Source organism: Serratia sp. CoH_122_TC_1, assembly GCF_058191755.1.
Window position 1 is genome coordinate 143,182 of record NZ_JBXWLA010000014.1, and the last position, 24,484, is coordinate 167,665.

A 24,484-nucleotide genomic window follows, 5' to 3' on the forward strand; every position below is an offset into this window, starting at 1 on the left:
GGCCGCGCCGATAACGCTTATTCCGGGTTTCGGCGCAGCTTTTCCCCGTTACGGCAACTCAGGGAAGAAGCGGCGTTTGAGCGCCAGTTCGACACCGCGCAGTTCCGCAAGCCCCTTCAAACGGCCAATCGCCGAGTAACCCGGATTGGTTTTTTTCTTTAAATCATCCAGCATCTGATGCCCATGATCGGGACGCATCGGGATTGGTCGCCGATCGCCTGCCTTATGACGCCGCTGTTCTTCGCTCAGAATCGCCTCAATCACCGCCACCATGTCGACATCGCCTTGCAGATGCGCACCTTCATGGAAGCTTTTCGGGTTTTCCTCACGACAAGTGGCGCGCAGGTGAGTGAAGTGGATACGATCGCCGAAGGTCTTAATCATCCGCACCAAATCATTGTCCGCACGCACACCATAGGAACCAGTACACATAGTAAAGCCGTTATAAAGGCTGTCGACGGTCTGCTTGAACCACTGCATATCGTCAATGGTCGAGACAATGCGCGGTAGACCAAGGATTGGCCGCGGCGGATCGTCTGGATGCACCGCCAGCCGGACCCCGACCTCTTCCGCCACCGGAACGATTGCACGCAGAAACACCGCCATATTTTCGCGCAGTTGCGCTTTGTCGATCCCATCGTACTCCGCCAGACGAGCGCGGAACTGATCGAGCGTATAGCCCTCTTCTGCCCCCGGCAGCCCGGCGATGATATTGCCGGTCAATGTGGCAATCTCCGCAGCGCTCATGGCGGCAAAGCGCTCGGCGGCCTGCGCCTGCTCTTCCGCCGTATAATCCTGCTCTGCGCCTGAGCGTTGCAGGATGTGCAGTTCAAAAGCCGCGAAGGCGATTTGATCGAAACGCAGCGCTTTCGAGCCGTCAGGCAACACATATTCCAGATCTGTGCGTGTCCAGTCGAGGATCGGCATAAAGTTGTAGCAAACGGTATCGATGCCGCAGGCCGCCAGGTTACGCAGCGATTGCTGATAATGGGCGATATGTTGCGGGTAATTGCCGCTGTGGGTTTTGATCTCTTCATGCACCGGAATGCTTTCCACCACAGACCACACCAACCCCTTTTCCGCCAGCAGTGCCTGACGTGCCTTGATCTCCTCGATCGGCCACACCTCGCCATTCGGAATATGGTGCAATGCAGTGACGACGCCAGTAGCGCCAGCCTGACGGACATCATCAAGAGAGACAGGATCGTTCGGCCCATACCAACGCCATGTTTGTTCCATTATTTATCCTTATAAAAAATCGCCCAATCTTGCAGAAGGGATAAAGATCGCACAGTGTCGACAATCTTGTTATACCAAATTCAAATAGATATCGGTTATCTTTCACCTTACTCTTTCACATCTGTCTGTCAAAAGCGAAACGACGATTGGTTGATCCACTTCACGAATCTGGCTTATTCTCGACTGAGACATGTTATTGATACGCTGGCAGCCTTACACTGCGTCAGATAACCCGCGTGCGGAAGGGTGAAAAAAACGCCCCTTAGCGCAAAAAAACTGGTCTGATAACTTTTAAGAAGTTACCTGCCAGCATCTTTTACTCAGCTTTGGAGTTTTGCATGAAGACGATCGCCAACTCACCGCTTCCCGATGCCGTCCAGCAACCGCACTACGCACGCAGCGCATTACAAAGCCGCATGGTGCATATTGGGTTTGGTGCCTTTCACCGCGCCCATCAGGCACTGCTGACCGATCGGGTATTGAATCGTCAGGGGGGCGATTGGGGGATCTGCGAGATCAGTCTGTTTGGCGGCGATGCGTTATTCCAGACGCTGCGTCAGCAAGATCATCTGTATAGCGTGCTGGAGAAAGGTGCGGCTGGCGATCAGGCTATCGTCATCGGCGCTGTGCATGAAAGCGTTCACCGCAAGCTGGAAGGCATAGGCGCCGTCCTGGAAAAACTGGCGGAGCCTCAGGTGGCGATTGTCTCGATGACGATTACCGAGAAAGGCTACTGCATTGAACCAGGCACTGGGCAGTTGGATCTTCAGCATCAAGCGATCCTCGCCGATCTCGCCCATCCCGAGCAGCCCACAACGGTTCCTGGCATTTTGGTAGAGGCGCTACGCCTGCGTCGTGAACGTGGTCTGCCCGCCTTTACCCTGCTTTCTTGCGACAATATTCCAGAAAACGGCCATGTACTACGCAATGCAATAGTCGGATTAGCACAAGTGCGCGACGGCGCTCTGGCCGACTGGATTACCCAACACGCCAGCTTCCCCAGCACCATGGTCGACCGCATTGTTCCAGCCGCTACGCCAGAGACGCTGAATGAAGTGGCTGATGCACTCGGCGGAGTACGCGATGAATGTGCCATCGCCTGTGAACCTTTTATTCAATGGGTGGTGGAAGACAATTTTGTCGCGGGACGCCCCGCGTGGGAACTGGCTGGCGCACAGTTGGTGAACGACGTATTGCCGTTCGAACAAATGAAGCTGCGCATGCTCAATGGCAGCCACTCCTTTTTGGCCTATCTCGGTTATCTGGGAGGCTATCAATATATAAACGACTGCATGGGCGATGAGGCTTATCGCCATGCCGCACATCACCTGATGCTGGCAGAACAGGCGCCAACCCTCAGCGTCAGCGGTATCGATCTGGCAGCCTACGCGACACAGTTAATTGAACGTTACAGCAAACCCGCCTTGCAGCATCGTACCTGGCAAATCGCCATGGACGGTACGCAAAAACTGCCGCAACGTATGTTGGACTCTGTGCGCTGGCATCTGCAGCATGGCAGCAGCTACGCAGGTCTGGCGTTAGGCGTGGCAGCCTGGATGCGCTATGTCGGTGGTGTCGATGATGCCGGCCAACCGATAGATATCCGCGATCCGCTGTCGGCAACGCTCCAGCAGGTCGTCGCCGCAACGCCGGACGATGAACAACGCGTGATCGCCTTGTTGGGGCTAAAAAGTATTTTTGGTGAACAATTGCCAGGTAATGAGGATTTTGTCGCGGCGGTGACTCGCGCTTATCTGTCACTGCGCGATCGTGGCGCACGGGAAACGGTAAAAAACTGGGTGTCGACGCAGCTGGCGTAATATCGCTGGCCGGCAATGGTGCAATTGCAATAAAGGTTGGGAATCGTTTTTTTAACGTACAGAGAAAATGGCCATGCCGGACGGTTCATCCGGCATGGCCGAACGACTTAACGATAAACTACCGTCATTACTGCAAGTTTTTTCTGTTGATCCACCCACCGCATTTCGGTTGTGCCTAAATTCAGTGGAAGCTCTTTGCGTGTATCATCAAATTTTGACAGGGCCTGTTGACCTTGATAGTACTGCCCATTGCGGTAACATTGCGTATTGGCCGTTGAATCGGTGACATTCACCGCGCAGGGGCTTTCCACAATAGAACCGACAAAACGAATAACCCCGCCAGTGGTTCCTGCATGACTTGCTGCCGTCCATGAAAACAATATTCCTACGATCAAAAATAACCGAAAGACATTCATGGCAACCTCATTTTTTTGTTAAGCCAATTTAAACATAGAGGATCTTCTTAAGAATAATCGCAAGGTCAGGGTAATTATTTGGCGGGTAATCGGGCAATTAACAAAGAAAAAACAAGCTACTAACAATCAGTATCCATGGCTAATACATGGTTTTTGCTAAGAATTTTCCGACAAATTATCGTCGATTTGGCCAGTTAAATATCGCATTCTAACCTGCTAAATTTGTGACCTGAAGCAAGCTGGGCAGCCTCTTGTACTCAAGCCAAACAGGTGGCTTATTTATTGATCAGTCGAAATTATTAACATCAGGAATAATACATGACCAAAACTAACCTGATCACCGGTTTCCTCGGCAGTGGTAAAACCACCACCATACGTCATTTATTGGCAAACAAACCGGAACACGAACGCTGGGCCGTGCTGGTAAATGAATTCGGTGAAATCGGTATCGACGGCGCATTGCTGGCAGACAGCGGCGCAGTGTTGAAGGAGATCCCGGGGGGGTGCATGTGTTGCGTTAACGGGCTGCCAATGCAGGTTGGACTCAACATGCTCCTGCAACAAAGCAAACCTGACCGGTTACTGATCGAACCGACCGGCCTCGGTCATCCAAAACAGATTCTGTCATTGCTGACACAAGACAGTTATGCCGGCTGGATTGAACTGCAAGCCACCCTCTGTCTGCTGGACGCACGTCAGCTCAGTGAACCGCGCTACCGCGAAAATGAAAACTTCCGCGATCAACTGGCAGCCGCAGACATTATTCTGGCGAGCAAAAGCGATACTTATCACCCCGAGGATCTGCTGGCCTTGCAACAATGGGCGGCGCAGGATCCCCGGCAACGCCCGCTTTATCCGATCGCACAGGGACAAGCAGATGTTGCCTGGCTCGAACAGCCTCGCACAAATCGCACAGAATTACCGGATGCACAACATCATCATAGCCATGCCAAAACGCAAGGCCTGGCCGCACTGCGGTTGCCGGAAACGTCACGCTGGCGCAGAGCACTCAATCAGGGGCAGGGATTTACCAGCTGCGGCTGGATCTTTGATGCCGACACCGTATTCGATACCGTTGGCATTATGGAGTGGATACGCCTGGCCCCCGTTGAACGCGCCAAAGGTGTGGTACGCATTGCTGAAGGCACATTATTGATCAACCGTCAGGGACAAGATCTCAGTATCGAAACACGCCCAGTGGCACCACTGGACAGCCGAATTGAACTCATTCACAACGAGAACGCCGACTGGAACACATTACAAGCCAAGCTGTTTACTATTCGTTTAAGTTGAGATCTTTACCGTTAGCACCCTTTTTATTTATAGACTTACAACAGGTTATGCCATGACTCGCCGCAATTTACCCTTCATCATCTTTTTCAATTTACTGGGCATTGCGCTGTTTCTGTCCTGGTTCCTGCCGGCTAACCACGGTGTTTGGTTTACTGTGGACTCTTCCATTTTCTTCTTTTTCAATCGTCATTTAGCCACTGACTCCAACTTTTTGCATTTGGTGGCCATTACCAATAACCGTGCATTTGACGTAATGTCACTGCTCGCAATGGGGTTGCTGTATCTGTTTTTTTACCTGCAGCAAAATGCCGCAGGCCGTCGCCGTTTATTGATCACCGGCGTTGTTATGCTGTTGACTGCCGTGGTGTTGAACCAGCTTGGGCATTTGCTGCCGGTCAAGCACCCTAGCCCGTCGCTGAGCTTTGAGAATATCAACCGCGTCAGTGAACTGACCGGCATTCCTACCAAAGACGCTTCCAGTGACAGTTTCCCTGGCGATCACGGTATGATGCTGATGATTTTTTCATGCTTCATGCTGCGCTACTTTAATTGCCGGGCATTTATCGTCGCGCTGTTGATCACCCTGGTATTTTCATTACCACGCGTGATGATTGGCGCCCACTGGTTTACGGATATCGCCGTTGGTTCACTGTCTGTCGTGTTGGTTGGTGCCAGCTGGTGTCTGATGACTCCGTTCAGTGATGTATTGATTCAGCGCCTGAACGATATGCTGCCTGGCAAGCACCGCCCATCGCAGCCATAACAAATCGTGATACCCCGCAGGAGGCCGACCGGCCTCCTGATGATTCCCTCACCGTTTTCTGCTTATTTGCACATCATCGCGTTAACGCTTTCGCCGCCTGAATTGACGCAAAACCAGCACAACGAACGATTAGCGTTTTTTATATGAAGATTTACATTATGTTACATCACAAATTCATATAAAAAAGGGCGGAAAAAGGCTCGCAATCCCCAATTCGTTACGGTAATCTCGGATGCGTTTGTGCCTGGTTTAACTCAACTCAGCGTCAAATCGATTAAAAATGTGCGTTCCAGCACGTTTTGAACGGTAAGCGATTGTCGAGTAAACAGCAGCAGACTAGTCTCGTTCCGTTTGGCATTTTTCAGGTAGCGACTTTCGTCGTTAAGGACTTCAAGGGAAAACAACAACAATGGTCAAATCTCAACCGTTTCTGAGATATTTTTTGCGGGTAGTACCTGCAATTGCCGCAGCGGTAATGCTCTCCGCGTGTAGCACGACTCACACTTCGAACTTGAATAACGCACAAACTGAGATGCGTGCAGTTAATGACAAAGATGGTCTTTTACTGCAAGCCTCTCAGGATGAATTCGAAGCAATGGTCCGTAACGTTGACGTTAAGTCAAAAATTATGGACCAGTATGCAGACTGGAAAGGCGTTCGCTACCGTTTAGGTGGTGAAACCAAGCGCGGCATCGATTGCTCAGCGTTTGTACAACGCACCTTCCGTGAACAGTTTGGTATGGATTTACCGCGTTCAACCTATGAACAGGAAGACGTTGGCAAGAAGATCTTGCGTACCAAACTGCGTCCTGGCGATCTGGTGCTGTTCCGCGCCGGCTCTACCGGACGCCATGTCGGCATCTATTTAGGTAACGATCAATTTGTTCATGCCTCGACCAGTAACGGCGTGATGATTTCAAAACTGAGCGATAACTACTGGGATAAACGTTATCGTGAAGGCCGCCGAGTGCTTACCCGCAGTTGACGGTACCAACCTGATTGTCCTGAATACCAAACGAGCGATAGAACGCTGCCCTCGGGCAGCGTTTTTTTTTGCCCCGCCTAACCTCGAGACATCATTGCGCTATCAGCGATCGATTCGATTGGCTTTCTGCTGCCCTCCCCTTATTTATTTCGCGATATTATTTTCGGGAAACTGCACCTCAGATGAAAAACTCACCTATTATCGTCAAATGGAGATAACGCCAATAATGCGTTAGTGGACCATATCGGCCGATTGTCATTCGCGAGATGTGCGATGAATAATGACTGCAAGACCAGCATTGGGATATATTACGCAGTCACTTTATAACAAAAACAGTTTGATACGCCGTGCTCAGGGGGCAGGTTTATGGGCTTGAAAAGGGCATTTGCACGCCATGTCTCGCACAGAAGACGTAGCCTGGCTAAAAGCGGCATTGTAGCTCTGGTGTTTTTTATCCTGTTTATGGCTATTACGCTTTCTTTGATTAGCCACCAGCGTACGCAATATCAACGTGTGGTGGAACAACGCACGCAAGAATTCACTCTCAAAATCTTTAATGAGTTAACGGAAATCATGCAGCAATTGTTGCCGTTAACCGAACAATCCTGTGCAACCAGCCAACCGGATATTACCTACCAAGCAGCTTTCCATTCCGGCGTACGTACTTTTATGCTGGTAAAAAACGGCATTGCCTACTGTTCTTCCGCTACCGGCAACATGACGCTGGCGCTGAAAAGCATCTATCCGGAAATAAACCAACAACAGCCGCTGGACCTCAAACTACAGCAGGGTACGCCATTGGTGCCGGGAAAACCCGCCGTCGCCGTGTGGTTACGCCAACCGGGCAAGGAAGATACCGGTATACTGGCTACGCTGGATATTGGGCTAATGCCCCAACAAATGTTCAGCCCCACCGCCGATCGGGCGACAGGCATTGCCATTATTCTCGGCGATCGCGCCCTCACCAGTTTTAGCCCAAACCTGATGCCGGTTAACCAACTGCCCAACGAGCAGGCCGACCGTATATCCATCGCCGGCACGCCGATGACCATTCTGTTTTATAACCAAAAGCTGACGCCCAACGATATCCGGCTAACCCTTCTGGGTAGCCTGATCCTGTCGGTGATGATCGGTGTGCTGTGCTACTACATGCTGTTGTTGCGCCAAAGCCCGGAACGCGCCCTGATGCGTGGCATCAAGTACAACGAGTTCTTTATCGAGTATCAACCGGTCTTTCATACCAAAACCGGCGCCATTGGTGGCCTGGAAGCGTTGATCCGCTGGCAACACCCCATCGAAGGGCGTATACCGCCAGATTTATTTATCCCCTATGCCGAAAGCGAAGGGCTGATAGTGCCACTGACACGCCACCTGTTCCGCCTGATTGCCGAAGACGCCCCTAAACTGGCAACGGCTTTGCCGCAGGGGGCAAAACTCGGGTTGAACATCTCCCCTTCACATCTCAGTGCACCCTCTTTCCATCACGATGTGTATGAACTGCTGGCCCAATTACCGTGCAACTATTTTACGCTGGTCTTTGAAATTACCGAGCGCGGTATGGTGGAAGAAGACAGTGCGTTGACAGAGTTCGATTGGCTGCACCAGCAGGGGATTGAAATCGCTATTGATGATTTTGGTACCGGCCACAGTGCACTGATTTATCTGGAGCGATTTAGCATGGATTACCTGAAAATCGACCGCGGCTTCGTTAACTCGATCGGTCGGGATACCGTCACGGCACCCGTTCTGGACGCGGTCATTTCACTGGCCAAAAAATTGAAGATGCAAACCGTGGCGGAAGGGGTTGAAACAGCCGAACAAGTGCACTTCCTGCAGGAGCACGACGTCAACTTTATGCAGGGGTATTATTACAGCAAACCCTTGAGCATCGATAACTTCATGGCGTATTGCAATGCCCATCCCGTATTTGACTATCAGGCACTCAAGGCGTGAGTTCTCTCATGTATTTACCCTGCTGCGTGGCAAAAAATGGCCTGCCGGCCGCAGGTTTAACTGACTTTACAGCAGGAGCTTACCGTTAAGATGTCCATACGCGTTTTTGCTGCCCTGGTGCTCTCGGCACTGAGCCTTGGCCTGCAGGCTGAAACCCTCAATGAAAGCTATGCTTTCGCCCAGCTCGGTGAGCCGAAATACGCCACTGACTTCAGCCATTATGACTACGTCAACCCGGCGGCACCGAAAGGGGGCGATGTGCGGCTGGCAGCCATCGGGACCTACGATAATTTTAACCGCTATGCCCCACGCGGCGTTCCCGGCGAACGGACCGACGCGCTGTATGACACGCTGTTCACCACCTCAGACGATGAAATCGGCAGTTACTATCCGCTGATTGCCGAATCTGCTCGCTTCCCTGCGGATATGCGCTGGGTAGAGCTGGATATTAATGCCCGCGCCCGTTTCCACGACGGCAGCCCCATTACCGCCGCCGACGTGGCTTTCACGTTTAATAAGTTTATGACCGAAGGCGTACCGCAATTTCGCGTGCTGTATAAAGGCATTACGGTCAAGGCGATCTCACGTCTGACAGTGCGTATAGAATTCCCTCAGCCGGATAAAGACAAACTGCTCGGGCTGTTCAGCCTCCCCATTTTGCCGCAAAGCTTTTGGAAAGATCATAAGCTGAATGAACCGCTGAACACGCCGCCACTCAGCAGCGGCCCCTATAAGATCGCCAGCTATCGGCTTGGCCAATACATTACCTACCAACGCGTGCGCGATTACTGGGCCGCCAATCTGCCGGTCAACCGCGGCCGCTTTAATTTCGACAGCATTCGTTACGACTACTACCTCGACGACAAAGTCGCGCTGGAAGCCTTCAAGGCCGGTGCCTATGACTTCCGTATTGAAGGTTCGCCAAAAAGCTGGGCCACGCAGTATCAGGGCGGCAATTTCGCCCGTAACTACATCATCAAACAAGATGAAACCAACCAGGCGGCGCAAAATACGCGCTGGCTGGCCTTCAATATGAGACGCCCGCTGTTCGCCGATCCTCGGGTGCGGGAAGCACTCACGTTGGCTTTCGACTTTGATTGGATGAATAAGGCGCTGTATTACAACGCCTATCAACGGACTAACAGCTATTTCCAAAACACACCATACGCGGCCAGTGGTTACCCAGACGCGGCTGAACTGGCGCTGTTGGCCCCGCTGAAGGGCAAAGTACCGGCTGAAGTGTTCACCAGTATTTACCAGCCGCCGACCTCTGACGGCAGCGGCAACGATCGCCAAAACCTGCTTAAGGCCACTCAGTTGTTAAAGCTGGCCGGTTGGGAAGTGAAAAACCAACAATTGGTGAACAGCAAAACCGGCAAACCGTTCACCTTTGAGTTGATGCTGCTGAGCGGTAGCAACTTCCAGTACGTATTACCGCTTCAGCACAACCTGAAACGGTTGGGCATTGATATGCAGATCCGTGAGATCGACATATCTCAATTCACCAAACGCATGCGCGACGGCGATTTCGATATGATGCCAACGGTCTATATGGCAATGCCGTTCCCCAGTACCAGCCTCCTGACACTTTGGGACTCCAAATATATTGATTCCAGTTGGAACACTTCGGGTGTCACCGATCCGGCGGTCGACAGCCTGGTCAGGCAGATCGCCGCACATCAGGGCGATGAAAAAGCCCTGCTGCCACTTGGCCGGGCGCTGGATCGGGTACTGACCTGGAATAGATATATGTTGCCGATGTGGTATTCCAATCACGACCGTTATGCTTATTGGGACAAATTCTCTACGCCGCCAATTCGCCCTGCCTACGTGATCGGTTTCGACAACTGGTGGTTTGACGTTAACAAGGCGGCCCGTTTACCGGCCCAACAGCAATAAGGAGTCTGCGATGGCGGCTTATCTGATTCGCAGATTGTTGCTGATTATCCCCACGCTGTGGGCGATCATCACCATTAACTTTTTCATCGTGCAAATCGCCCCTGGCGGGCCGGTCGATCAGGCCATTGCTGCCATTGAAATGGGCCAAAGCAGCGGTTTCGGCGGCGGTGGCGCCGGTGAAAAACTGGGCCATGCACGCATCGGTGTCGGCAGCGCGACGGATAGCCAGTACCGCGGCTCGCGCGGCCTGGATCCGGAGGTTATCGCCGAGATCACCAAACGTTATGGCTTCGACAAACCCTTGCACGAGCGCTATTTCACCATGCTGTGGAACTACATGCGCTTTGACTTTGGTGACAGCCTGTTTCGCGGTGCGTCAGTAATGCAGCTGATTGGCCATAGCCTGCCTGTCTCTATTACGCTGGGGTTGTGGAGCACGCTGATTATCTATTTGGTGTCGATACCGCTGGGTATCCGCAAAGCCGTCAATAACGGCAGCGCCTTTGATACCTGGAGTAGCACCCTGATTATCATCGGTTATGCTATTCCTGCTTTCCTGTTCGCCATTCTGATGATCGTGCTGTTCGCCGGCGGCAGCTACCTCGATTGGTTCCCACTTCGCGGTCTGGTTTCCAGCAACTTCGATACCCTGCCGTGGTACGGCAAAATAACCGACTACCTGTGGCATATCACACTGCCGGTGCTGGCGACGGTGATTGGCGGTTTCGCCACGCTCACGATGCTCACCAAGAATTCGTTTCTCGATGAAATCCGCAAACAGTACGTGGTGACTGCACGCGCCAAAGGGCTCGACGAGAAGAAAATCCTTTACCGACACGTGTTCCGAAACGCGATGCTGCTGGTTATCGCAGGCTTCCCGGCGACCTTTGTCAGCATGTTCTTCACCGGTTCATTGTTGATCGAGGTGATGTTCTCGCTCAATGGGCTGGGGTTACTGGGTTACGACGCCACCCTGCAACGGGATTATCCCGTCATGTTCGGCACGTTGTATATCTTCACCCTGATTGGCCTGCTCTTGAATATCCTCAGCGACATCACCTATACCCTGGTCGATCCGCGCATTGATTTCGAGGCACGCCAATGAACCGTCTAAGCCCGATAAATCAGGCCCGCTGGGCGCGTTTTCGCAGTAATCGTCGTGGCTATTGGTCACTGTGGATTTTTTTGGTGCTGTTTACTCTCAGCTTAGGTGCCAACCTGCTTGCCAACGACAGACCCTTGCTCGTCCGTTACGAAGGCCATGTGTATTTGCCGTTCATCTTTGACTACAGCGAGACCACCTTCGGCGGAGAACTGCATACCACTACCGATTACCAGGATCCGTTCGTAAAGCAACAGATAGACCACCACGGATGGGCCGTTTGGCCGCCAATTCGCTTCAGTTACGACACCATCAACTTCGCTACTGACGTGCCCTTCCCCTCGGCCCCTTCACGCCATAACCTGTTGGGCACCGACAGTAACGGCAGTGACGTGCTGGCCCGCGTACTGTATGGCTTTCGTATATCAATGCTGTTTGGGCTCGCGCTAACGCTATTCTCCAGCGTGATTGGTGTCTGTGTGGGCGCGATGCAAGGCTATTACGGCGGCCGCGTTGATCTGTGGGGCCAACGCTTTATTGAGGTGTGGTCAGGCATGCCGACGCTGTTTTTGATCATCCTGCTGTCGAGCATCGTACAGCCCAATTTCTGGTGGTTGCTCGGTATTACCATTTTATTTGGCTGGATGAGCCTGGTGGGTGTGGTACGCGCCGAATTCCTGCGCACCCGCAACTACGATTATATCCGCGCCGCGCGTGGCATGGGGGTAAAAGACAGGGTCATTATGTATCGCCATATGCTGCCCAATGCGATGGTGGCCATGTTGACCTTTTTACCCTTTATCCTGTGCGGTTCAATCACCACCCTGACCTCTCTCGATTTTCTTGGTTTCGGTCTGCCAATCGGCTCACCTTCATTGGGTGAGCTGTTGCTGCAAGGAAAGAACAATCTTCAGGCACCCTGGCTCGGCATCACCGCATTCCTGGTGCTGGCAGTACTGCTGTCTCTTCTCATTTTTATCGGCGAAGCAGTTCGCGACGCCTTTGACCCCAGCAAGGCGCATTGATATGGCTAGCTCTCCTTTGCTTTCAATTCAGGATCTCAGCGTCGCTTTCCGCCAGGGAGGCCAACTGAATCCGGTGGTCAATGGCATTTCATTGCAGATAGAAAAAGCAGAAACGCTGGCACTGGTGGGTGAATCCGGCTCGGGCAAAAGCGTCACGGCTTTATCGATACTGCGCCTGCTGCCGTCGCCTCCCGTGATCTATACCGGCGGTGATATCCAGTTTAATGGCCATTCGTTACTGCATGCGCCAGAGGCCGAACTCCGCAAGGTCCGCGGTAACCAGATTTCGATGATTTTCCAGGAGCCGATGGTGTCGCTCAATCCATTGCACACGATTGAGAAACAGCTGACGGAAGTGCTGGCGCTGCATCGCGGTATGCGACGCGACGTTGCGCGTGGTGAGGTTATCCAGTGTCTGGATCGCGTTGGTATCCGCAACGCTAAAGGCCGATTAAAAGACTACCCGCATCAACTTTCCGGCGGCGAACGTCAGCGGGTGATGATTGCCATGGCGGTGTTAACCCAGCCCAAACTGCTGATTGCCGATGAGCCCACTACCGCGCTCGATGTGACCATTCAGGCACAGATCCTGTCGTTATTGAAAGAGCTAAAGCAAGAGATGGGCATGGGGCTGCTGTTTATCACCCACAACCTGAATATTGTGCGCCGCCTGGCGGACAATGTGGCCGTGATGCGCCATGGCCATTGCGTCGAACAAAACAGCCGCTCCAATCTGTTCAGCAGGCCACAACACGCGTATACCCAGCAGTTGTTGGCGGCAGAAGATGTCGGTGTGCCATTACCGCTACCGGCTGATGCCGCGCCACTGCTGAAGGTGGAAAATCTGCAAGTCAGTTTCCCGATCAAACGCGGGCTGTTACGCCGTACGATTGATCACAATTACGCGCTGAAAGGGCTGAGTTTTGAATTAAGGGCGGGTGAAAGCATCGGCCTGGTGGGCGAATCTGGCTCAGGGAAAAGCACCACCGGGCTGGCGTTACTGCGCCTGCTGAACGCTGGCGGTGCGGTGTGGTTTAACGGTCAGCCGTTACACCAGTTCAACATGAAACAAATGCTGCCGTACCGTAGCCAAATGCAGATTGTGTTTCAGGATCCTTACTCTGCACTCAATCCGCGGCTGAATGTGCTGCAAATCATAGCCGAAGGGTTAGAGGTTCATCAGACGTTAAACGCCGAGCAACGAGAGCAACGGGTGATAGCTGTATTGCAGGAGGTCGGGCTGGATCCTGCCCTGCGCCACCGTTACCCGACCGAATTTTCCGGCGGGCAGCGTCAACGCATCGCCATCGCACGCGCGCTTATTTTACAGCCGCAGTTACTGATCCTGGATGAGCCGACCTCGTCGTTGGACAAATCGGTACAGGCACAAATCCTGACGCTGTTGAAATCGCTGCAGCAACGCCACCGGCTGGCCTATCTGTTTATCAGTCATGATTTACAGGTGGTGCGTTCACTGTGCCATCAAGTGATTGTGCTGCGGCAGGGAGAGGTGGTCGAACAAGGTGACTGCCAGACGATCTTTACTTCGCCCGCCGCCGCTTACACGCAGCAACTGTTACAGTTGGCGGACTAGCGACGGGATCAGAATGGGTATTGGGCGCTCATAGGTTCAGCAATCGCAGCGCCTACATTTTTTAAGCGGCACATGGTTGCGCTTTCGTCACAGCGTTGCACGAACAGGCAAGGTTGCCCTTCCCACTCCACAACGGCGCAATCCACCTGAATCTCTTGCAAAGACAGATTAAGCTGTTGCATAACCTGCCACGCATCAGCCCCTTCATGGCTGAGTAATTTCAGGCCAATCAGATTGTTATCTTCGTCTATTCCGCTGAGCGGAATGGGTTCAACCTTGATGCCGGTAAAACCTGATAGCCAACGATAACTTTGCGGCAAGCGATGCACTACCGAAAGTTGGATACTTTCCACATGAAATCCCTAGTTTGAAAAGATGAAACACTTTTTTCCTGACAGGCTTACTAAGTTATAGCCGCTGACTACCGACTCTGCCGCGTACAAATGTTATTTAAATGTAAATTTGTCACGACTAATTAACTTAGGCCTGCGCGTGCTGATGTCATGGTGTTTTCATGCGCCGTGCGGTGTCGTTTCACGGCATTTTGCGACTCAGCTCGCATTTTTGCGTTATATGTAACCCTTTCCCGTCCCGATCACAACTCTTTTTTCTTGCAATACGGCTACTTTTTGCTCTTTATAATTTTACATTGCAGAAACATTTAACCTCGAACATCAGAAGGTCACAATGAGATAACTCATTGATTATCATTATCGTTAAATCAAATTAAGCGTAATTTCCAGACAAAACATACCGCGTTACACCCTGCGGTTCTCCGGCATAGAACGAGCCTTATTTTTAACAAAAAAAACACAGCCCTCTCAGCGCACATTTAATTAGCACGCTGATGCTTAGCAGCCAGTTTTTTTGCCATTGGATATTTGAGAAGGGAGAGGACGGAAAGTTTACCCCACTCAAGCCCACATTTGTTGAGACCTTGAGTGGGGGTATAATCACATTACGGGGTAGCAGGCGAGGCTTTATGCCGTGGTCGGCTGGCATACAAATAGAACAGCACGGCAACGATACTGCACAACGCCATGGAGGAAACCATTGGCCATGCGCTCTTGCCCGGTGCCATAGCCAACACTGCCCCCACTAGCGCACCGATACTGAAACGCAGCGTCCCGGCCAGTGAAGAGGCCGTGCCCGCCATATGCGGAAAATCATCCAGGATCACCGCCATGGCGTTTGATGAGATCATCGCGATACAGCCCAGATACACCGCAACGCCAATGACCAGCGCCCAGAAACCCAAGCCCACGGCACTCACCGCCAACAACCATAACCCCATCGCCAACTGAACAAACAGCCCCAGGCGGAACATCTTGACCGCCCCCAGTCGCCTGACATTGCGGCTGTTGACCAACGTTGTCAGGAACAAAAACACAATGTTCAACGCAAAATAGTAGCCAAAGTGTTGTGGTGAAACGTTATTCAGTTCGATATACACAAACGGCCCGGCGCTGAGAAACGAGAACATACCGGCAAAGGAGAAGGCGCTGGCAAGCATATAGCTCAACACTCGCTTGTGGCGGAACAATGAACCGAAGTTGCCTAACGTGGTACGCAGATGGAATTTCTGCCGCCGCTCTTTGGGCAGCGTCTCCTTGATGAAGAACGCAACCAACAGCGAGCCGATCAGGGCTGCCGCGCCCATCGTCCAGAAAATCGCATGCCAGCTGAACCACAACAGCAACGCACCGCCGATCATCGGGGCAAGCAGTGGAGCTATGGTCATCACCAGAATGACAAACGACATCATGCGCGAGAACTCATCCTTGGTGAACATATCGCGCATCAGGGCATTAATCACCACGCTGGCCGCCGCAGCCGACAGCCCGTGCAGGAAGCGCAGGTTGATCAGTTGATCGATCGACTGCGCCATCGCACAGGCTCCGCCGGCAATGGCGAAGATCAGCGTTCCCCACAGGATCACCGGTTTGCGGCCAATGCTGTCCGACATCGGTCCGTAGAACAGCTGCCCCAAAGCAAAACCGAGCATATAGGCGCTGAGCGTCATCTGCACGCTACCCGACTCTACGCCGAACTGTTTAGCAATCACCGGCATGCTGGGCAGGTACATGTCGATAGCCAACGGCATCAACATGGACAGCAGGCCCAGAATAAAAATCAAACCGAGGTGAGATGACCGGTTCTGTAGCACGTTCGACGACTCCTTCATCAGCCGTAGTGTAATAATGAATTAATCCTGCAGATGCGGTGCACCCACGCTGGCAATTTCTTCTTCGGTCAATGGACGGTATTCGCCCTCAGCCAAATCGTCATCCATCACGATGGCACCGATACGTTCACGATGCAGCTCGAGAACGCGGTTACCGACCGCCGCAAACATACGTTTAACCTGGTGATAACGCCCTTCGCTGATGGTCAAACGCACCAGTTTGTCTTCAATTTTTTCCAGTTGCGCAGGCCGTGTCAGATCTTTTTCGTTATGCAGCTGCACACCTTCAGCAAATTGCTGCGCAGTATCGTCCGCCAGTGGATGTTCCAGCGTCACCAAATAGGTTTTTTCACAATGGTGCTTTGGCGAGGTAATACGGTGTGACCATTGACCGTCATCGGTCATCAGCACCAAACCGGTGGTATCAATGTCCAGGCGGCCAGCAGCATGAAGCTTATAGGCAACCGGCTCATCGAGAAAATACAGCACCGTCGGGTGATCGGGATCGTCTGTAGAACAGACGTAACCCTGTGGTTTGTTCAGCATAAAGTAACGTGGGCCGTTCTGACGCTGCAGAGGATTACCGTCAAACGCCACTTCCTGCTCCGGCGTCAGCTTAAGTGCGCCGCTCTTCACCACTTCACCGTCCACGGTGACGCGTTTTGCCCGAAGTTCACGCGCTACCAGCGCGCGGCTAACACCTAACTGTTGAGATAAAAACTTGTCCAGTCGCATTGAATCTGCTTTGCCTGTCGTTGTTATGATCGCATTGATCGTATTGCTAAAATATGACACCCGCAGTTGCACCAAATGCAACAGGGCAGGATCGAAGGGGGGGAAACAGCGATTACTGTCACACGAGTATAGCGGCGGAAACGGCCCCCTGACAGAGGTAATTTCCACATGTCTCGCACCGCGAGCGCTCAGAAGGCATAATATAGAAATTATTTGGCCGTCAGGGGAGTAAAATGTCACTGTTTTTTTGGGTTCAGATGTTACAAAACCTGTTCCTGACAGCCCCAATCAATTCAAGGCGTTAATTTATGGCCTTTACTCTACGCCCCTATCAGTTGGAAGCCGTCGAAGCCACCATCAAACATTTCCGCCAGCATCCGCAACCGGCGCTGATCGTGCTGCCAACCGGCGCGGGCAAAAGCCTGGTGATTGCCGAACTGGCGAAACGCGCTCGCGGCCGCGTCTTGGTGCTGGCCCACGTAAAGGAACTCGTGGCACAAAACCACGCTAAATACTGCGCCTATGGGCTGGATGCAGATATCTTTGCTGCCGGGCTACAGCAAAAGGACAGTGCCGGTAAGGTGGTGTTCGGCAGCGTCCAGTCTGTGGCGCGTAACTTGCCGCTGTTCGACGGCGCGTTTTCCCTGCTGATTATCGACGAATGTCACCGCATCAGCGACGATGACGACAGCCAATACCAACAGATTATCCAGCATCTGCAAAAAACCAATCCGCAGTTACGCCTGCTGGGCCTGACTGCAACCCCTTACCGGCTGGGCAAAGGCTGGATTTATCAGTACCACTATCATGGTATTACTCGCGGCGATGCCAGCAGCCTGTTTCGCGACTGCATTTATGAGTTGCCGCTGCGTTATATGATCAAGAATGGCTATTTGGTCCCGCCGGAACGGCTGGATATGCCCATCGTACAGTATGATTTCAGCCGCCTGGAGGCCAGAAGCAACGGATTGTTCAGTGAAGTTGACCTGAACCGTGAGCTAAAACAACAAAATCGCATCACGCCACACATCATCAGCCAGATCGTTGAATACGCTGAAACCCGCAAGGGAGTGATGATTTTTGCCTCCACCGTTGAACACGCACGTGAAATTCACGGCTTGCTGCCAGCGGGCGAAGCCGCACTGGTCAGCGCCGAAACCCCTGCCGCCGAGCGTGATGCACTGATTGAGGCGTTCAAACAGCAACAGTTGCGCTATTTGGTCAATGTGGCGGTGTTAACCACCGGTTTTGATGCGCCGCACGTCGATCTGATCGCCATCTTGCGCCCGACGGAATCCGTCAGCCTGTATCAACAAATTGTCGGGCGTGGGCTGCGGTTATCACCCGGTAAAGAGGATTGTCTGATCCTCGATTATGCCGGTAATCCACACGATCTGTTCACGCCGGAAGTGGGCGTCAGTAAGCCACACAGTGATAGCCAACCGGTACAGGTGTTCTGTCCCGGCTGCGGTTTCGCCAACCTGTTTTGGGGCAAATGCACCGAGAATGGCGATATCATCGAACACTACGGGCGCCGCTGCCAAGGCTGGCTGGAGGACGATGAAGGCCATCGCGAGCAATGCGACTACCGTTTCCGCTTCAAAATTTGCCCACATTGTGGCGCTGAAAACGACATTGCGGCCCGCCGCTGCCACCAGTGCCAAGAGGTGTTAGTCGATCCCGATGATATGCTAAAGGCAGCGCTGAAATTAAAAGATGCTCTGGTGCTACGCTGTGGCGGCATGGAATTGCAAAGCGGTCGTGATGAAAAAGGCGAATGGTTGAAGGCCACCTATTACGACGAAGAGGGCACCAGCACCGGTGAACGTTTCCGGTTACAGACACCGGCGCAGCGTAAAGCCTTCGAGATGCTGTTCTTACGCCCCCACCAGCGCGCACCGGGGGTGCCGTTCAGTTGGCAAACGGCTGCCGACGTGCTGGCTCAACAAACATTGCTACGCCATCCGGATTTCGTGGTGGCACGCAAGCGCGGGCAATTCTGGCAGGTGCGGGAAAAAGTGTTCGATTATCAAGGCCGCTTCCGCCGTGCCAATGAACTGTATTGATGTTGGTTGCAGGTACATCGGGTAGGTTTCCATTGCCCTGTGGCCGGCTTTCCGTTAAAATGCCGCCCGCTTTGCCTGGGTTCGCCCGGCGCTAAAGCAGGTTATACCTTACGCATTACAGGCTAGCGTCTGGACGGCAACGGGTAAATCGAACTTGCTACTGGGTCGCCTGTAGCAGGGTACATTTTCTTTTAAGAGAAAAAACAATGTTCACTATCAATGTAGAAGTACGTAAAGACCAGGGTAAGGGTGCGAGCCGCCGCCTGCGTGCAGCAAATAAATTCCCAGCTATCGTTTACGGTGGCGAAGAAGCTCCAGTTTCCATCGAGCTGGACCATGATTCTGTTAAGAACATGGAAGCCAAAGCAGAATTCTACAGCGAAGCTGTAACTCTGGTTATCGACGGTAAAGAAACCAAAGTTAAAGTTCAGGCTGTACAGCGTCACCCGTTCAAGCCGAAGCTGACCCACATCGACTTCGTTCGCGCGTAATCGCAACGTATTCGAGCTTTTCGGGACGCCGAAGTAAAAAACGCCGCAATTGCGGCGTTTTTTATTGTCTGCGATCCGGCAACATCATTTGTTGCCGCTGTTCAACCGACGTTGTAACTGATCGCGCAGGTTCGGCGGTGTGCCTTTGATCGTCAATGTGTCAGTGGCCGCATCCCAGAAAACGCGCTCACCCAACAACATGGCGTCAAAGTTCATGCTGATACCGCCGCCGCTGCCGGCAAATTTAGTCAACTGGCGCAGCGTACCGCGATCGGCAGGGAAGCTGTCTTCCAACTGATAACCCTGCTCGCTGGAGAACTGCATAAAGTCTTTTTCGCCTACCGGTGCGATCTCTTTCGACAGTTCTTGCAGTTCAATCTCTTCACCCGCCTGCAACTGTTCATTGCAATAGCTGTAAACCTGCTGACGCACCGACTGACGCTCGTTTTTATCCAACTGCGCGTCGGCGCAATAGTCATCAACGGCCTGCAGTAAACCCCGGTTTTGGGCCTTGGTGTCCAACCCTTCAGACGCCGCCAGGAAGTCCATGAAGAAATCGGAGACCTTACGGCCTACGCGCCCTTTCAGGAACGTCAGATAGCGGGTCGATTCTGGATTGGTTTCCCACTCGGTCAGATCGATACGCGCCACGATATCGGCATGATTGATATCCAGATAATGGGTGGTGTTGATATCCAGCTCTTCATTTACACGCGAACTGTTACGGCTGTTCAGCACCGCGATCAGCAAGTACTCCACTGCCAGGTAACGGTACTGGCCGAACAGCACTACGCCACCTTCAGCAAACGGATACTTGGCCAGTTCATCGCGCAGACGGCCCGTCGCCGCACGGCTGAAAGCCAGAAAGTCCTTATCTTCCTTCCGGCAGGTGCGCAGCGCATCCGCCAGCTCACTGCCTTCATTGAACAGGCCATAGGCCTTGCTCTTGGCACTGTAGACACGGTGCAGCTCTTCCATCATCTCTTCCACCGCCGCATTGGTGGGAAGCAGAGAGTCGCGCAGCACTACGTCCAGCGTTTGTTCGTCGCGTTTGACCAACTGGTGCAGAGCGATCTGGTCGATATCCAGACTCATGGTAATTCCTCCTGTTCTTTAGCCGCGTATTCAAACACTGAAGTCCCCGCCCTGCAACTTTTAAGACCGGTAAAAAGGTGAAATTGAAAGGGCAATTTCCCAGGGTATTGGCGCTGCCACAAGACGGAAAAGGTGGGAGTCCTGATGAACGAAGGCCAGTTCGTTGTTGTTGGGCTAAGCCTGATAGGTGCAGATTTGAACGCTGCGTGCAGGGGGAGATCCCTCAGACGATACGAGGAATCCAAAATAGCCGGCACTGCTGATGCACCAAGTATGAAGGGGATCGATAAAAGAGCGGAAAATCACTGCCCTATACGGTAAGATATGGGACTTTGTCAGGCTACGAAGCGCAATTTTATGCCACAATCATCCCGTTACAGTGACGAACACGTTGAACAGCTGCTCTCTGAGCTGGTTAATGTTCTGGAAAAACACCATACTCCCACCGATCTCTCTCTGATGGTGCTGGGCAACATGGTAACTAATCTGATCAACACCAGTGTTGCTCCCGCCCAGCGGAAAACATTGGCAAGATCGTTTGCAGAAGCTCTGCAAGCTTCTATTCGTGAAGATAAAGCGCATTAATAAATAATTATGGTGACAAACCGTCAGCGTTATCGTGAAAAAGTCTCCCAGATGATTAGCTGGGGGCACTGGTTCGCCTTATTCAATATTCTGCTTGCCCTCGGGCTAGGCAGCCGCTACCTGTTTGTCACCGACTGGCCCTCTTCCCTGCTGGGTCGGGTTTATGCCCTGGTCAGCTTACTGGGGCATTTCAGCTTTATCGTTTTCGCTGGCTACCTGTTGGTGATATTCCCGCTCACCTTTGTGGTGATGTCGCAGCGGTTGCTGCGGTTTATTTCCGCCGCGCTGGCCACGACCGGGCTCACGTTACTGCTGGTAGACAGCGAAGTGTTTACGCACTTCCACCTTCACCTTAATCCTGTCGTATGGGAACTGGTGATCAACCCCGACCAGAGTGAGCTCGCGCGTGACTGGCAGCTGATGTTTATCTGCGTGCCCGTTATCTTCCTGGTGGAAATGTTGTTTGGTACCTGGAGCTGGCAAAAGCTGCGCAGCCTGAACCGTCAACGTTTCGGCAAGCCACTGGCCGTGCTGTTCATCAGTGCCTTTTTTGCATCGCACCTGATTTATATTTGGGCTGACGCCAATTTTTATCGCCCGATCACCATGCAGCGTGCCAATCTGCCGCTGTCATACCCAATGACCGCGCGAAAATTCCTTGAGAAACACGGGCTGCTCGATTCGCAAGAATATGAACGCCGCCTGGTACAGCAAGGGAATCCAGAGGCCGTTGCGGTTGAATACCCGCTTAGCGACCTTAGCTATAGCGACAAAGGCAGTGGTTATAACCTGCTGATGATCGTGGTGGATGGCGTACGGGAGCAGGACATGAAGCAGGATATGCCTGCCCTTACCCGTTTCGCACAGGAAAATGTCCGTTTCAGCGATCACTACAGCTCAGGTAATCATGCGGACACCGGTCTGTTTGGTCTGTTCTACGGCATTTCACCGACCTATCTGGACAGCATCCTTGCGTCACGCAAACCCTCAGCGCTGGTCAGTGCGCTCAGCGCCCAAGGGTATCAGTTTGGTTTGTTCTCATCTGATGGCTTCAATGCCAGCCTTTACCGACAGGCGCTGCTGACAGACTTCTCACTGCCTACACCGATCAAGCAAAACGATGCGGTCACCACGCAGCAGTGGCAAAACTGGCTGACTGACCAGAGCGGCAATGGTCCGTGGTTCTCTTATATCAATTTCCGCGGCGCTGAACCTGCGGCCGATGAGAAAACCCCTGCCCCCGCCGATTTTATTCAGCGTTACCGCGCAGGCGCGCAAGATGTGGACGCACAAATTGCACAGGTCATCAGCACGCTGAAAGAACGCGGCATGCTGGATAAAACCGTTGTGGTGATTACGGCAGAACACGGCGTTGAGTTTAATGATACCGGCAAAGGCAATTGGGGGGCTGGCAGCAGTTTCAACCGGCAACAGTTACAAGTGCCGTTGATCATCCACTGGCCAGGCACCCCGGCGCAGACCATTAATAAACTGACCGGTCATAACGACGTCATGCGCACCCTGATGCAACGCCTGCTGCACGTGAAAACCGCCCCTAATGACTATTCTCAAGGGGAAGACCTGTTTACCGCGCAGCGCAGGAACAACTGGATTGCCACGGGTGATAACAATCTGTTAGTTATCACCACGCCAACGCAAACCCTGGTGTTGGACAACAATGGCACCTACCGCGCATACGACAAGAATGACAACGAGATAAAAGACGAGAAGCCGCAACTTGCCCTGCTGCTACAGGTGCTGACCGACGTGAAACGTTTCATCGCCAACTAACTGCTTAAAATACAAGCAGTCAGGCGTATGTACTCTTGCTTTGGCGTTTGGAACAGGTAGTATAATTTTCCATAGTATCGGCATGTAGCGCAGCTTGGTAGCGCACCGTCATGGGGTGTCGGGGGTCGGAGGTTCGAATCCTCTCATGCCGACCAAAAATCCTTAGAGAAACCAACCCGTTGCGGTTGGTTTTTTTATTTCTGAAGTTTGCCGATGGTAAAACAATGGTAAAACGATGGTAAAACTACCGACGAAACTAGGGATCGATCTCAATACGTCTATACCGTAATGAGCCTCTTTTTGTCACACCTGCCCAATACTGCTTATGCTATGTTTTTAATGAGTTTTTTATCTTTCATGAAAAACCCACTCCCGCTCAGAAACACCCATTATTGCACTATCCATGCCCCATTTATGCCCCATTGGATCGCTGAGTATTGAAAAAAACACTCATCCGAATATACTGTATAAAATCACAGTTAAATTTAGGGGCGCATAAATGTTCGTAGAGCTCGTATTTGATAAACGCAATGTGGCAGAGCTTCCTGGTGCTGCTGAAATGATCAAGGCAGAACTGACCAAACGGGTTCACGGTATTTTTCCTGCCGCTGACGTTCGTGTGAAGCCGATGCAGGCCAACAGCCTGAACACCGACGCAAGTAAAAGCGACAAAGAAAAGCTGAACCGCATGCTGGAAGAAATGTTTGAAGAAGCCGATCAGTGGCTGGTCACTGATGTCTGATGGGCAGTCTTAAAATAAATGGTAGGCAGATTTTCCTTCTGACTGAAAACGATCGCTACCCATCACCAACGATCAACAGCCCTCCCATGTTCGCTTTGCGTGAAGATGAAGAAGGTAAGTTCTGGGTCTACTTTCTGCATAAAGGGCGCTGGCCACTCATATCAGAAACTCCATTCGAAACCCAAGGTAGTGCTGTTGAGGCTGCGATGTATTACGACTATTACAAGCTGTTTAAATAGCCGGGGTCCATCCCGGCAGTAAAGTTATAGCGAGCCTTGGTAGAAATAGTAATACAGCCACAGATCACTCAGGTTAGATGCCAGATATGGAATGTTTGTGCCTGGACGACCCTTGCCTTCTGAATCTTCAGAGGTGTTATTGCTGTAACCATAGAACCGCCCAGGATAGCCAGGGCGCGGCCCAAACTCAGCCTTGAACGTCTCTGACAGTGAAACGGCAGCATTCACCGTTGATTGTCGGTTATCTATCAGCAGTATCGCCATTACCCATGCTATGGTAGGCGGCTGGCCGCGTCGGGACTCAGACCAGCAATAGTCCAACTCACGCAGCGCACCTGAGCCGGATGTCGCCCTTAGCAACAGATTCACGTTATCAATCGGATGGTCACTGCGACCGACCAGCTTGTAAGCGAATGCCAGGAAATAACCAATCCATGACTGGTACGGTAGCCACAAATCAGTCGCA

General features: G+C 52.3%; 22 protein-coding genes and 1 tRNA gene. 16 read left to right on the plus strand and 7 right to left on the minus strand.

Going from position 1 to position 24,484, the window contains the following annotated elements; translation table 11 throughout:
• Positions 1 to 48: 48 nt before the first annotated feature.
• Complete coding sequence (uxuA, locus tag AC2FC2_RS18410; protein ID WP_265556567.1) at positions 49 to 1,239, minus strand: mannonate dehydratase; 1,191 nt, start codon at positions 1,237 to 1,239, stop codon at positions 49 to 51.
• Positions 1,240 to 1,577: 338 nt separating this feature from the next.
• On the opposite strand from uxuA, the gene AC2FC2_RS18415 reads away from it, so the two are divergent.
• Complete coding sequence (locus AC2FC2_RS18415; protein ID WP_490659693.1) at positions 1,578 to 3,059, plus strand: mannitol dehydrogenase family protein; 1,482 nt, start codon at positions 1,578 to 1,580, stop codon at positions 3,057 to 3,059.
• Between the two features lie 107 nt (positions 3,060 to 3,166).
• Here AC2FC2_RS18415 and AC2FC2_RS18420 read toward each other — a convergent pair whose 3' ends face one another.
• Entirely contained in the window at positions 3,167 to 3,475 is a 309-nt protein-coding gene (locus AC2FC2_RS18420) for a type 1 fimbrial protein (protein ID WP_209636085.1), read from the minus strand.
• 318 nt (positions 3,476 to 3,793) lie between these two features.
• On the opposite strand from AC2FC2_RS18420, the gene AC2FC2_RS18425 reads away from it, so the two are divergent.
• The 8 genes from AC2FC2_RS18425 to yejF all read left to right on the plus strand — a co-directional run bounded on the left by AC2FC2_RS18425 (position 3,794) and on the right by yejF (position 14,089).
• On the plus strand, positions 3,794 to 4,768 hold the full coding sequence (locus AC2FC2_RS18425) for a CobW family GTP-binding protein (RefSeq protein ID WP_490659694.1): 975 nt from the start codon (positions 3,794 to 3,796) through the stop codon (positions 4,766 to 4,768).
• A 52-nt stretch (positions 4,769 to 4,820) separates the two neighbouring features.
• Complete coding sequence (locus AC2FC2_RS18430) at positions 4,821 to 5,531, plus strand: phosphatase PAP2 family protein (RefSeq protein WP_209636087.1); 711 nt, start codon at positions 4,821 to 4,823, stop codon at positions 5,529 to 5,531.
• Between the two features lie 409 nt (positions 5,532 to 5,940).
• Positions 5,941 to 6,516 (plus strand): bifunctional murein DD-endopeptidase/murein LD-carboxypeptidase, encoded by a 576-nt coding sequence (gene mepS / locus AC2FC2_RS18435; RefSeq protein ID WP_037426774.1) that lies wholly within the window; start codon positions 5,941 to 5,943, stop codon positions 6,514 to 6,516.
• Positions 6,517 to 6,882: 366 nt separating this feature from the next.
• Positions 6,883 to 8,469 (plus strand): cyclic di-GMP phosphodiesterase, encoded by a 1,587-nt coding sequence (locus AC2FC2_RS18440; protein WP_265556571.1) that lies wholly within the window; start codon positions 6,883 to 6,885, stop codon positions 8,467 to 8,469.
• A 90-nt stretch (positions 8,470 to 8,559) separates the two neighbouring features.
• On the plus strand, positions 8,560 to 10,368 hold the full coding sequence (locus tag AC2FC2_RS18445; RefSeq protein WP_490659695.1) for an extracellular solute-binding protein: 1,809 nt from the start codon (positions 8,560 to 8,562) through the stop codon (positions 10,366 to 10,368).
• A 10-nt stretch (positions 10,369 to 10,378) separates the two neighbouring features.
• A complete protein-coding gene (locus AC2FC2_RS18450) occupies positions 10,379 to 11,473 on the plus strand; it encodes a microcin C ABC transporter permease YejB (RefSeq protein ID WP_209636090.1) in 1,095 nt (364 codons plus the stop codon).
• Complete coding sequence (locus tag AC2FC2_RS18455) at positions 11,470 to 12,495, plus strand: ABC transporter permease (protein WP_490659696.1); 1,026 nt, start codon at positions 11,470 to 11,472, stop codon at positions 12,493 to 12,495. Before AC2FC2_RS18450 ends, AC2FC2_RS18455 begins: the two co-directional genes overlap by 4 nt.
• Position 12,496: 1 nt before the next feature.
• Positions 12,497 to 14,089, plus strand: coding sequence for a microcin C ABC transporter ATP-binding protein YejF (yejF, locus tag AC2FC2_RS18460; RefSeq protein ID WP_265556574.1), 1,593 nt, complete (start codon positions 12,497 to 12,499; stop codon positions 14,087 to 14,089).
• Between the two features lie 8 nt (positions 14,090 to 14,097).
• On the opposite strand, the gene AC2FC2_RS18465 is transcribed toward yejF, so the two are convergent.
• The 3 genes from AC2FC2_RS18465 to rsuA form a co-directional block, all read right to left on the minus strand.
• The gene (locus tag AC2FC2_RS18465) at positions 14,098 to 14,442 is read right to left on the minus strand and encodes a YejG family protein (protein WP_209636096.1); all 345 of its coding nucleotides are present in this window, start codon (positions 14,440 to 14,442) and stop codon (positions 14,098 to 14,100) included.
• A 605-nt stretch (positions 14,443 to 15,047) separates the two neighbouring features.
• Positions 15,048 to 16,256, minus strand: a complete 1,209-nt coding sequence (locus tag AC2FC2_RS18470) for a Bcr/CflA family multidrug efflux MFS transporter (protein WP_037420858.1) — start codon at positions 16,254 to 16,256, stop codon at positions 15,048 to 15,050.
• A gap of 39 nt (positions 16,257 to 16,295) precedes the next feature.
• Entirely contained in the window at positions 16,296 to 17,009 is a 714-nt protein-coding gene (rsuA, locus tag AC2FC2_RS18475) for a 16S rRNA pseudouridine(516) synthase RsuA (RefSeq protein ID WP_209636098.1), read from the minus strand.
• Between the two features lie 308 nt (positions 17,010 to 17,317).
• On the opposite strand from rsuA, the gene radD reads away from it, so the two are divergent.
• Both radD and rplY read left to right on the plus strand, forming a co-directional pair.
• On the plus strand, positions 17,318 to 19,075 hold the full coding sequence (gene radD, locus AC2FC2_RS18480; protein WP_209636100.1) for a DNA repair helicase RadD: 1,758 nt from the start codon (positions 17,318 to 17,320) through the stop codon (positions 19,073 to 19,075).
• 206 nt (positions 19,076 to 19,281) lie between these two features.
• Entirely contained in the window at positions 19,282 to 19,566 is a 285-nt protein-coding gene (gene rplY / locus AC2FC2_RS18485; protein WP_020827785.1) for a 50S ribosomal protein L25, read from the plus strand.
• Positions 19,567 to 19,650: 84 nt separating this feature from the next.
• On the opposite strand, the gene yejK is transcribed toward rplY, so the two are convergent.
• Positions 19,651 to 20,661 carry a nucleoid-associated protein YejK gene (yejK, locus tag AC2FC2_RS18490; RefSeq protein ID WP_209636102.1) on the minus strand — a complete coding sequence of 337 codons (1,011 nt, stop codon included), beginning with the start codon at positions 20,659 to 20,661 and terminating at the stop codon, positions 19,651 to 19,653.
• 357 nt (positions 20,662 to 21,018) lie between these two features.
• Between yejK and AC2FC2_RS18495 the strand changes: the two genes are divergently transcribed.
• The 5 genes from AC2FC2_RS18495 to AC2FC2_RS18515 all read left to right on the plus strand — a co-directional run bounded on the left by AC2FC2_RS18495 (position 21,019) and on the right by AC2FC2_RS18515 (position 24,018).
• Complete coding sequence (locus AC2FC2_RS18495) at positions 21,019 to 21,246, plus strand: YejL family protein (RefSeq protein ID WP_006317912.1); 228 nt, start codon at positions 21,019 to 21,021, stop codon at positions 21,244 to 21,246.
• A gap of 9 nt (positions 21,247 to 21,255) precedes the next feature.
• Positions 21,256 to 23,037, plus strand: coding sequence for an LPS biosynthesis-modulating metalloenzyme YejM (yejM, locus tag AC2FC2_RS18500; RefSeq protein ID WP_490659697.1), 1,782 nt, complete (start codon positions 21,256 to 21,258; stop codon positions 23,035 to 23,037).
• Positions 23,038 to 23,115: 78 nt separating this feature from the next.
• Positions 23,116 to 23,192 (plus strand) — tRNA-Pro (locus AC2FC2_RS18505).
• A gap of 344 nt (positions 23,193 to 23,536) precedes the next feature.
• Positions 23,537 to 23,779, plus strand: coding sequence for a DinI family protein (locus tag AC2FC2_RS18510; RefSeq protein ID WP_414074151.1), 243 nt, complete (start codon positions 23,537 to 23,539; stop codon positions 23,777 to 23,779).
• Positions 23,779 to 24,018: a hypothetical protein gene (locus tag AC2FC2_RS18515; RefSeq protein ID WP_490659698.1), complete on the plus strand. Its 240-nt coding sequence runs from the start codon at positions 23,779 to 23,781 to the stop codon at positions 24,016 to 24,018. Before AC2FC2_RS18510 ends, AC2FC2_RS18515 begins: the two co-directional genes overlap by 1 nt.
• A 24-nt stretch (positions 24,019 to 24,042) precedes the next feature.
• Here AC2FC2_RS18515 and AC2FC2_RS18520 read toward each other — a convergent pair.
• Positions 24,043 to 24,484: hypothetical protein (locus AC2FC2_RS18520; protein ID WP_490659699.1), on the minus strand; the 442-nt coding region annotated here is incomplete at its 5' end.

Excerpts from the sequence above, each read along its gene's own strand:
- uxuA (WP_265556567.1), bottom strand. The coding sequence starts at position 1,239 with ATGGAACAAACATGGCGTTGGTATGGGCCGAACGATCCTGTCTCTCTT.
- AC2FC2_RS18415 (WP_490659693.1), top strand. The coding sequence starts at position 1,578 with ATGAAGACGATCGCCAACTCACCGCTTCCCGATGCCGTCCAGCAACCG.
- AC2FC2_RS18420 (WP_209636085.1), bottom strand. The coding sequence starts at position 3,475 with ATGAATGTCTTTCGGTTATTTTTGATCGTAGGAATATTGTTTTCATGG.
- AC2FC2_RS18425 (WP_490659694.1), top strand. The coding sequence starts at position 3,794 with ATGACCAAAACTAACCTGATCACCGGTTTCCTCGGCAGTGGTAAAACC.
- AC2FC2_RS18430 (WP_209636087.1), top strand. The coding sequence starts at position 4,821 with ATGACTCGCCGCAATTTACCCTTCATCATCTTTTTCAATTTACTGGGC.
- mepS (WP_037426774.1), top strand. The coding sequence starts at position 5,941 with ATGGTCAAATCTCAACCGTTTCTGAGATATTTTTTGCGGGTAGTACCT.
- AC2FC2_RS18440 (WP_265556571.1), top strand. The coding sequence starts at position 6,883 with ATGGGCTTGAAAAGGGCATTTGCACGCCATGTCTCGCACAGAAGACGT.
- AC2FC2_RS18445 (WP_490659695.1), top strand. The coding sequence starts at position 8,560 with ATGTCCATACGCGTTTTTGCTGCCCTGGTGCTCTCGGCACTGAGCCTT.
- AC2FC2_RS18450 (WP_209636090.1), top strand. The coding sequence starts at position 10,379 with ATGGCGGCTTATCTGATTCGCAGATTGTTGCTGATTATCCCCACGCTG.
- AC2FC2_RS18455 (WP_490659696.1), top strand. The coding sequence starts at position 11,470 with ATGAACCGTCTAAGCCCGATAAATCAGGCCCGCTGGGCGCGTTTTCGC.
- yejF (WP_265556574.1), top strand. The coding sequence starts at position 12,497 with ATGGCTAGCTCTCCTTTGCTTTCAATTCAGGATCTCAGCGTCGCTTTC.
- rsuA (WP_209636098.1), bottom strand. The coding sequence starts at position 17,009 with ATGCGACTGGACAAGTTTTTATCTCAACAGTTAGGTGTTAGCCGCGCG.
- radD (WP_209636100.1), top strand. The coding sequence starts at position 17,318 with ATGGCCTTTACTCTACGCCCCTATCAGTTGGAAGCCGTCGAAGCCACC.
- rplY (WP_020827785.1), top strand. The coding sequence starts at position 19,282 with ATGTTCACTATCAATGTAGAAGTACGTAAAGACCAGGGTAAGGGTGCG.
- yejK (WP_209636102.1), bottom strand. The coding sequence starts at position 20,661 with ATGAGTCTGGATATCGACCAGATCGCTCTGCACCAGTTGGTCAAACGC.
- AC2FC2_RS18495 (WP_006317912.1), top strand. The coding sequence starts at position 21,019 with ATGCCACAATCATCCCGTTACAGTGACGAACACGTTGAACAGCTGCTC.
- yejM (WP_490659697.1), top strand. The coding sequence starts at position 21,256 with ATGGTGACAAACCGTCAGCGTTATCGTGAAAAAGTCTCCCAGATGATT.
- AC2FC2_RS18510 (WP_414074151.1), top strand. The coding sequence starts at position 23,537 with ATGTTCGTAGAGCTCGTATTTGATAAACGCAATGTGGCAGAGCTTCCT.
- AC2FC2_RS18515 (WP_490659698.1), top strand. The coding sequence starts at position 23,779 with ATGGGCAGTCTTAAAATAAATGGTAGGCAGATTTTCCTTCTGACTGAA.